Source organism: Microcystis sp. M165S2 (assembly GCF_020245885.1).
Classification (GTDB): domain Bacteria; phylum Cyanobacteriota; class Cyanobacteriia; order Cyanobacteriales; family Microcystaceae; genus Microcystis.
The window spans coordinates 1-8,147 of the sequence record NZ_JADBTZ010000315.1; the positions used below are offsets into that span (position 1 = coordinate 1).

General features: G+C 39.1%; 8 protein-coding genes. 2 read left to right on the forward strand and 6 right to left on the reverse strand.

From position 1 onward, the window contains the following. From IM479_RS15625 to IM479_RS15635, 3 genes are all read right to left on the reverse strand, one after another. Positions 1–2,142: O-linked N-acetylglucosamine transferase, SPINDLY family protein (locus tag IM479_RS15625; protein WP_287687358.1), on the reverse strand; the 2,142-nt coding region annotated here is incomplete at its 3' end. A 17-nt stretch (positions 2,143–2,159) separates the two neighbouring features. Next, the gene (locus IM479_RS15630) at positions 2,160–4,310 is read right to left on the reverse strand and encodes an O-linked N-acetylglucosamine transferase, SPINDLY family protein (protein ID WP_287687360.1); all 2,151 of its coding nucleotides are present in this window, start codon (positions 4,308–4,310) and stop codon (positions 2,160–2,162) included. A gap of 196 nt (positions 4,311–4,506) precedes the next feature. Then, positions 4,507–4,998, reverse strand: a complete 492-nt coding sequence (locus IM479_RS15635; protein ID WP_425185002.1) for a c-type cytochrome — start codon at positions 4,996–4,998, stop codon at positions 4,507–4,509. A gap of 28 nt (positions 4,999–5,026) precedes the next feature. On the opposite strand from IM479_RS15635, the gene IM479_RS15640 reads away from it, so the two are divergent. After that, positions 5,027–6,088 (forward strand): mechanosensitive ion channel family protein, encoded by a 1,062-nt coding sequence (locus IM479_RS15640; protein WP_287687362.1) that lies wholly within the window; start codon positions 5,027–5,029, stop codon positions 6,086–6,088. A 44-nt stretch (positions 6,089–6,132) separates the two neighbouring features. Here the strand turns inward: IM479_RS15640 and IM479_RS15645 are convergent, their stop codons facing one another. The 3 genes from IM479_RS15645 to IM479_RS15655 are packed head-to-tail and all read right to left on the reverse strand — an operon-like array spanning position 6,133 to position 7,915. Continuing rightward, positions 6,133–6,813: a GerMN domain-containing protein gene (locus tag IM479_RS15645; RefSeq protein ID WP_287687364.1), complete on the reverse strand. Its 681-nt coding sequence runs from the start codon at positions 6,811–6,813 to the stop codon at positions 6,133–6,135. Positions 6,814–6,849: 36 nt separating this feature from the next. After that, on the reverse strand, positions 6,850–7,665 hold the full coding sequence (locus tag IM479_RS15650; RefSeq protein WP_287078607.1) for an LmeA family phospholipid-binding protein: 816 nt from the start codon (positions 7,663–7,665) through the stop codon (positions 6,850–6,852). Between the two features lie 7 nt (positions 7,666–7,672). Further along, the gene (locus IM479_RS15655) at positions 7,673–7,915 is read right to left on the reverse strand and encodes a hypothetical protein (protein WP_002763591.1); all 243 of its coding nucleotides are present in this window, start codon (positions 7,913–7,915) and stop codon (positions 7,673–7,675) included. A gap of 90 nt (positions 7,916–8,005) precedes the next feature. Between IM479_RS15655 and IM479_RS15660 the strand changes: the two genes are divergently transcribed. Next, the coding region (locus IM479_RS15660; RefSeq protein ID WP_287686063.1) for a helix-turn-helix domain-containing protein at positions 8,006–8,147 on the forward strand (142 nt) is incomplete at its 3' end.

The window sequence follows — 8,147 nt, forward strand, 5'->3', positions numbered from 1 at the left end:
CCACATTTGCCGATAAGCAGTTTCTAAATCTCTGGTAAATTGTTTGGCATTCCAGAGGGGAGATGTATGACGAGACTTTCGGAGTTTCCAACGGACTTCTTCTCTTAAATTTTTATCCAATCCTAACTTAATTCCCCACTGCACATATTCCTCATCACTCCAAGATATACCCTCAGTTATTCCCGCATTCATCATTAAAGTATAACCGTTGCGCGAGGAAAACTGCTTACCAACTCTCGTGACTAAAGGAATTCCTATCCAAAGAGTTTCTAGAGTTGTGGTAGCACCATTATAAGGATAAGTATCCAGTACAATATCAGCAATACCTAGATTAGCTCGATGAGTTTCCTCGTCAAAATCGATTGGAATAAATTTTAATCTATCCTGACCAATTGTTAATTCCTCAGCAGCTTTTTTAAATAAATAGCGAATAGTTTTTGAGTTAGCAAACTCCTTAATTAATAGATAGCTATTAGGTACGGATTTCAAAATTTGCATCTGTAAGCTGATAATTTTAGGATTACACTTCATTGATGTTTGCGAATTTAGGTAAATAACCGCATCATTATCAATACCTAAATCCTCTCGTCTCAGGGTAGGAACGGCAATTTCAAACCCATCTACAGCGATAAAACTGTTAGGCAAAGTCCAAACTTTTTCTTGGTAGTAATTATGGATATTTTCTGGTACAGAATAATTATCTGCTAGGAAATAATCTACTGCGGGTAAACCGGAACCATCAAAACCTAACCAGTTAACTTGAATAGGAGCAGGTTTTAAGGCAATAACTTGGACAACCATTGGTCCAGTACCACTATCTAAATCCACAAGAATATCGATGTTATCTTCTTTGATTTTGCGATAGGTTGCTAGGGAGTCAGCAGTAGCATGATAGATTTTATCTGCGGGATTAGAAAACCATTGTTTCGTTATTTCATCCACAGATTGACTCACCATATAAAGGTGAATATCAAACTGCTCACGATTGTGATAATTAATAGTCCAACGACTCAAAAATCCTACAGGATGACGTTTTAAGTTTTGGGCAATGTAACCAATTTTCAGTTTTTTATTGGCATTATCTTCTCTAGGTTTGTCAAAACTTTCCTCTTGAAAACCCAGCATTTCTTGGTAAGTTTTTTGAAAAAAACTGCCAATCTGATTTAAAAGAGGTCGATTCTCTTTCGGGTTATCTTCATAGTAAGAAATCGGATTCATAACTGTTAGCAAAGCTTCCCTGACTAAGGGATGTATGTCTTGAGGTTTTTCTTGTAAGAATTGTCTAATTAAGTGTTTATACTCTTGACAAATACTAGGAATATCATCCCATTTAGAGGCACGCAAAGAACCATTAAAGAGGAGAGATTGACTAAACATTTTTAAATCAATTGTTTCGCTTTTATCTTTGAATTCTTTAATAAAGTTTATTGCTTTTGGGTAGTTAGGGACAGAGACATAAAACCAAAATAAATTAGCTACTAAGTACAAATTTTCGGAATAAAGGGGAAGAAAAGCTTCCGCTAAGTCAACGGAATAACTAGGTTGATATTTCTCAAAAGCAAAGCGTCGAGTAATAATTATGACGTGATTAAGTAATTCTAGAGAATTGCCAAGATAGGGTAAACTTAACCGAACTAATTCTATGGTATATTCATGAGCGTAAGGTATGACGGCAATTACTACCCGTTCCAATAATTGAGAGTTAACTGAACCCTGAGTAATTAATTCTAGTATTTGCCATTCTTGCAGTTGTTGAGGATGAAATCTATTTAATTTAATTTCAACGAGAGTTAAATGCAGTAAATTATCGAGATAACTGGGATTAATTTCCTGTAGATGTTTACGAATTAACCAAGGGATTTCTAGATTTTCTAACTCTAATTGTCGGTTAGCTTCGGCAGCTAAAATATTGCTTAATTCTAGCATCCATGACTCGGTTTCCTGTTCTTCTCCTTGAGTGAAAACCAATAACCAAGTAGCTTGTGCTTCTTCTTCTTTTGCCTGCAAAAGATAGGCTAATCCTAGATACCAATAATGACTAATTTCTAGGGGTTCTTTTTCTATCAGTTCTTCGTAAAACTGACTAACAATATCGTATTGATTGTTTTCTAAAGCGGTTTTAACTTCATTGTGCCAAGACATAATTTAATTCTCCCTAATTAACTTTCACAATAGATTTGCCACATTTGACGATAGGCGCTTTCCACATCTTTAGTAAACTGACGTGCATTCCAAATCGGGGAAGTTTGTCTAGATTTATCTAATTTAGCGATAACTTTGCGTCTCAGGTTTTCATCCTTACCTAACTTAATTCCCCAATCGATATACTCCTCATCACTCCAAGCAATACCTTCACTAATTCCCGCATTAACCATTAAAGTATAACTATTTCTCGATGACCATTGTTGACCAACTTTTGTAACTAAAGGAATCCCCATCCACAGCACATCTAAAGTCGTCATTCCTCCCGTAAAAGGATAGGTATCTAAAACCACATCAGCTATTCTTAAATTTGCTCGATAAATTCCTGTGGGATAGAGGGGTAAGATTTTTAATCTCTCATAATTAATTCCTTCTTCCTCGGCAACTTTGAAAAATAATTTTTCCACTGATTTAGCATCACTTAACCCTTGAATACTCAAATAACTATTAGGAACTGCCTTTAAAATTTGTAGCTGAAGTCGAATAGTTTCAGGGTTACGTTTAACCCCCGTTTGTGCGGTTAAGTAATTAATTGCATCCTCTGGAATCCCTAAATCATCCCTTCGGAGAGAAGGGGAAGCAACCTCGACACCATCCACACAAATATAGGAATTAGGTAAGCGCCAAATTTTTTCTCGGTAATATTCCTGTGCAGCTGCTGGTAAAACGTAATTATCAGCAAGATAGTAATCAATTGCAGGAATTCCTGACGCATCAAAACCTAACCAAGTCACTTGTATTGGTGCGGGTTTTAGTGCCATGACTTGACAAGTTGCTTCATTAGTGATGCTGTCTAAATCTACCAAAATATCAATATTATCCTGACTAATTTTTTCAGCAATCAGTAGAGGCTTAATCGGTAAATTATAGCAAGCATTTACCCGATTTTTAAAATCATTTTCAGTAATAAAATCTTCTTTTTGAGATACTAGGTATAAAGAGACATGAAACTCATTATAGTCATGATACTTCATTAACCATCTAGAGATTAATCCGATAGAATGATTGCCTAAAGTATTGGCAATATAGCCAATTTTAAGAACTTTATTGGCATCTTTAATAGTCGATTTTTGCAGAGAATGACGGTTATAATTATTGCGAACATATTCCTGAAAAAGTTGACCAACACAATTATTAATGTAACGGTTTTTTCTTGGGTTATCTTCTAGGTAAACTAGAGGGGATACAATTGATAGGCATGGTCTATCCAATAATCTTGGACATTCTCGATTAGCGATACTTTTTTGCAAGGATTCTGCATATTCTTCAATATCTGCCTTAATATCGACCCAATTACCGCTAAATAATTTGACATAAAGAGCAATAAAATCAGCTACAGCTTGAGAAGGCAACCCTTGACAACTTGTTTTTAATTGATTAGCTACTTGGATAGCATCGGCAAAATCTCGATTATCAAAATAACATTGATACAGTTCAGCTAACAGATAAATTTGCCCTGGTTCTACTGCCAAACAAGTATTAATAATATCAATAGCCAATGGTTTATTATTCATGGCCAGAGAAGTTACTTTAGCTTCTACTACTTTGATGAAAGTTTGTCGCTGACAGTTAGATTGAAATATTGCTTCCAAGTAAGGGACGGTTTCTGGTATCTGAGAATCGAGAAATTTTTCTAAAACTTCTTCCAATAAACTTAACTCTAGACTCTGGAAATCATTTGTTTTTAACACATCAATAAATAACCAAGTTTTTAACTGCTCTTGCTCGAAATAATTCAAATTAATTGCTAATAAAATAAACCGCAGTAAATTATCAATATTATCGGGACTAATCTCGCGAATATGCCCTCGAATTAACCAACTGGTTTCTAAATTGCCTAACTCTAACTGTCTTCGCGCTTCCCCATCTAAAATATTGACTAAATCTGCTGTCCACGCAGTCATTTCCTGTTCATCCCCTTGACTGAGGACGAATAACCAAGTAGTTTGTGCTTCTTCTTCCCTAGCTTCCAAAAGATAGGCTAATCCTAAATACCAATAATGACTAATTTCTAGGGGTTCTCTTTCTATCAGTTCTTGATAAAACTGGCTAACTTGCCAGAAATCTCCTTGGATAATTGCCGGTTCAACTTGGGAATGCCAAGACATAAGTATTTATCGTTAAGTGTTTCTACTAGCGTACCCAAATAGAAGCAAAATTTTTCTATATAAGTAAAATTTATCAGTCGCTCAGGGGTTTGGTTTTGGGGTTTTAGGGTTTTAGTTGAAATTCCCCATTCCCCCATTCCCCCATTCCCCACCCAGTTTCAATGGGTCTTAGCTTACCATCAATGTCAGCCAAGAGTCAGTTTTTTGAAAGATTTTCTAAATAAACCAATAAATCGGCCATAGCTTGAGAATCGGGCTGAAATTTGGGCATTGGTGGGGTTTTACCGCTAATTACCTGTTCAATCAGACTAATTCTCGATTTGCGATGGGAAACGTCCTCTAAACTCGGTCCGACGATGCCATCAGCAAACTGGCCGTGACAAGCAGCACAGTTAATCTGAAAGATTTCGTAACCGCGACTGACATTACCTTGTAGGGATAACACCTCTTTAATGTAGGGATCTGACATCTTAGCCAGATGAAAGGTGATTAAATAGGTGCTAATCAAGAACAAAACCACGATTATAACCATTAAGAATCGATAAAGTCCGAATTTTGGTTTAACTAACTGACTATTCACGCAAGCTGCCGAAGGAAAGATGAGTTTCTCTTTACATTTTGCAACTTTTTGCCCCAAAATTCCACCGCCCCTGCTAGAGATAGAGAAATGGGGAATAATATAAGACAAAAGTGCATCTTTTTCTAACCCTCTAGCAATGAACCTATTAACCAGACTGGAAGATTGGCCCTATATTATCTTACCTATCACCATCATCCTCAGTTTCCTGCTGTTGGGATGGCTCGTAGAACAGCGCGTTGTCAGTCAACTTTTATCGATTGCCAGAGAAAAAAACCTGCGTTTCTCGGAAGGGGTTTTACGTTCCCTGCGTGGATTAAGTATACTTTGGTTCGGACTTTTGGGTTTAAATATTGCCCTCTCCCTTCCCAATCTTCCCCTCTTTCCCTCCCTCATTTTCCTGAGCAAACAATTTCTGCTAGTGGCTTTTTTAGCTTCGGCTACTTGGGTTGTTGCTCAATTATCCGTGGAAATATTACGAGTTTATACCACGGGAGATGATGGCATTTCTTCCCTCACTTCCCTATTTGAATTTCTCGCCAAAGTTCTGATTTTTAGCTGCGGTTTTTTGCTTATTCTAAGCTCGATTGGCATTTCGATAACTCCCCTGCTTACTGCCTTGGGTATTGGGGGTGTTTCCCTCGGTTTAGCTCTCCAAAATACCCTAGCTAATTTAATGTCGGGGATTAATATTATCACTTCTAAAAAAGTTAGACCGGGAGATTATATAGAACTGAGAACGGGAGAAGCTGGTTATGTGCGAGATGTGGATTTAAGATGCACAGTAATCGAAGAAATTACCAATAATCTTTTGGTTATTCCCAATGCTCAGATCATTTCTTCTAGTTTCCGTAACTATAGTTTACCAGATCACTCCCTACTGGTTCCCGTGGAAGTGGGCATTAGTTACGATAGTGACTTAGAAAAAGTCGAAAAAGTTACCCTAGAAGTCATGCAAGAAATCGCCCAGTTATTGCAACCTAACCTCGGTGACTATCAACCCTTGATCCTTTATCGTAAATTCGATTACTATAGTATTCTGCTGACAGTTTATCTCAAGGTGGTAGAAGAAGAATTTTTTCAACATCTCACCATTAAACACGAATTTATTAAACTCCTACACCGACGCTATCAGCAAGAAGGAATTAAAATTCCCTATCCAATTCTTTTTCCCTATCCCCCCAGTAATCCCCCTAGTTAACTTCAATTCGCTATCGCAACCAACAATTGAAATGCGCGGACAAATTACAATTGATAATTCTCCTCAAAAAACTTACGAGTCATAGGTTGGGCAACTTCAATACCGTGGCCTTCTCCTAATAATTCTAGTGGTTTTCCTTCCACTTGAATCCAGACTTTGGCATGGGGATTCTCGGTGGTAGTAGTATAGATGATTTGTGCCAAACGACCGATCAACATATCAGGGCCATCATCAGTGCCAAACTCGCGCGAGAGATTAATCTTAATTCCCGTTTTATCTACTTTTAAATCAAGTAATTTAGTCCCGGGGGGAATAGTAGTCATATCCGGAGGATTACTTGGACCAGCTAATAGAATCTTCAATACTGCTGTTAACTCTCGGTCGTCGCTATCTGCTTTTTGAACGGTAATTTCTTGGGTGACTAATTGATTACCCGTATCAGTCACTTTTAACCAATAAACCTGTCGATTTTCCCTAACAGGAATAGCTGCAGGAGTTGCTGTCGGACTTGTCTCCACTGGACCGGGAGAAACTGGTTTAACAATTGGTGATTGACTTATCGGCACTGGAGTGGGAGATTCAATCGGGTTTTCGCTGTTTTTCTGGGAGGAAGATAGGTGATGGACGGCAAACCAAGCAGTGGCCCCACCAGCAGTAAATAAAGCGAGGCCGATACCAATTATCCAAGGTAAAGAGATTTTATCGCTAGAGCGAGAACTCGGCATAATACTGAAACATCTCCTGTTTTCCGACCGTTAAATTTAATTGGGGTTCCCCGATCGAGGTTCAATGCTGCCAAAGGCGGCTATACTCAGCTTATCATCGTCGATCTGCAATTGGAGAAGGCGGGCGATAATTCCTTGTTTCTCGAAGTTTTTTAAATCTAACTGGGTGGATATACCCTCGGCAAACCCCTTGAGAAGGCGCGAGGAGAGGCGACGACCATTAAGAGTGGCTGTGGGGTCAATAAGCTCGATTTTTCGCCCCTGCACTAGCTTAAATCCCACTTCTAAGCTCAGATCGAGGCTGGCTGCCGGTTCGTCCGGCCGTTGTGTCTCTAGCTCCAGCCTCAGAGCGACTCGATTATTATTAAGAAAGTTAAAACTTGCTTGACTAAGTTGATATTTTGTGCTATCAGATTCTTCCCTAGAGGGAATCAGATTATTAATCAGGGTCTGAATTTGTTCTTTGACCGCTGCCGATTGTAGAGCTTGATTAACATTAGTTTCCGTGAGGACGAGATGCAATGCCCCCGCAGCTGGTCGGCGCAAAGCGGCGGCTAAACTGCCGTTTTTTTGCTGTAATCGCCGCAAATCGAGGCTAATTGGCTCAGTTTCTAGCTCGATCTTCTCAATGCGAACATCAGCAAGGGGATAAATTCCCCGTGCAGAAATGCGAACTCGATCGATTTTGCCTTGCAGAGCCTGATAATTGGGAGTATTATCGACCCTCACGGCTAATTGTTCCACTTTTTGGACTTGGGAGCGAAGGGTATGGGCTAAAACCGTATCGATAATTGCCCCCGCCGGAGTTAACAGGGTCAAAACACTAGCGAGAGTGATTGTTAGCCATTCCATCGCTCAATTACACCCATCCAGCTAAATTTTGCCAAGCATTAGTCAAAAGCTGACTTAACCAACGTCGTTGCACTTGATCTAAAATCGGGTCTTCTGCGAGAATTTCTTCAGTAAGATCATCGAGAGATTGACCCTGAGCGCGGGCCATTCTAATAATTCCCGCAATCACGGCAGCGATCATCTCCTCATCGACGGGACGCTGTCGGAGGGCGGCAATTTCTTCGGGGGTAGTCGGGATGGGATAATTCATCGAAAATTTGGGTCTGAAACCCCGTCGTTCTACGACGGCTTTACCGTTAAATACTAGCACATTTACCAAATATATGCTAAAATGTGAGACCTGGAAAAAGCCTATTCTTACCGATTTTACCCCACACCAGAACAAGAGTCGCTATTGCGGCGCACTTTGGGCTGTGTAAGATTAGTTTACAATAAAGCTCTCCATCTCAGAACACAAGCATGGTACGAAAAGCAAGAAAGAG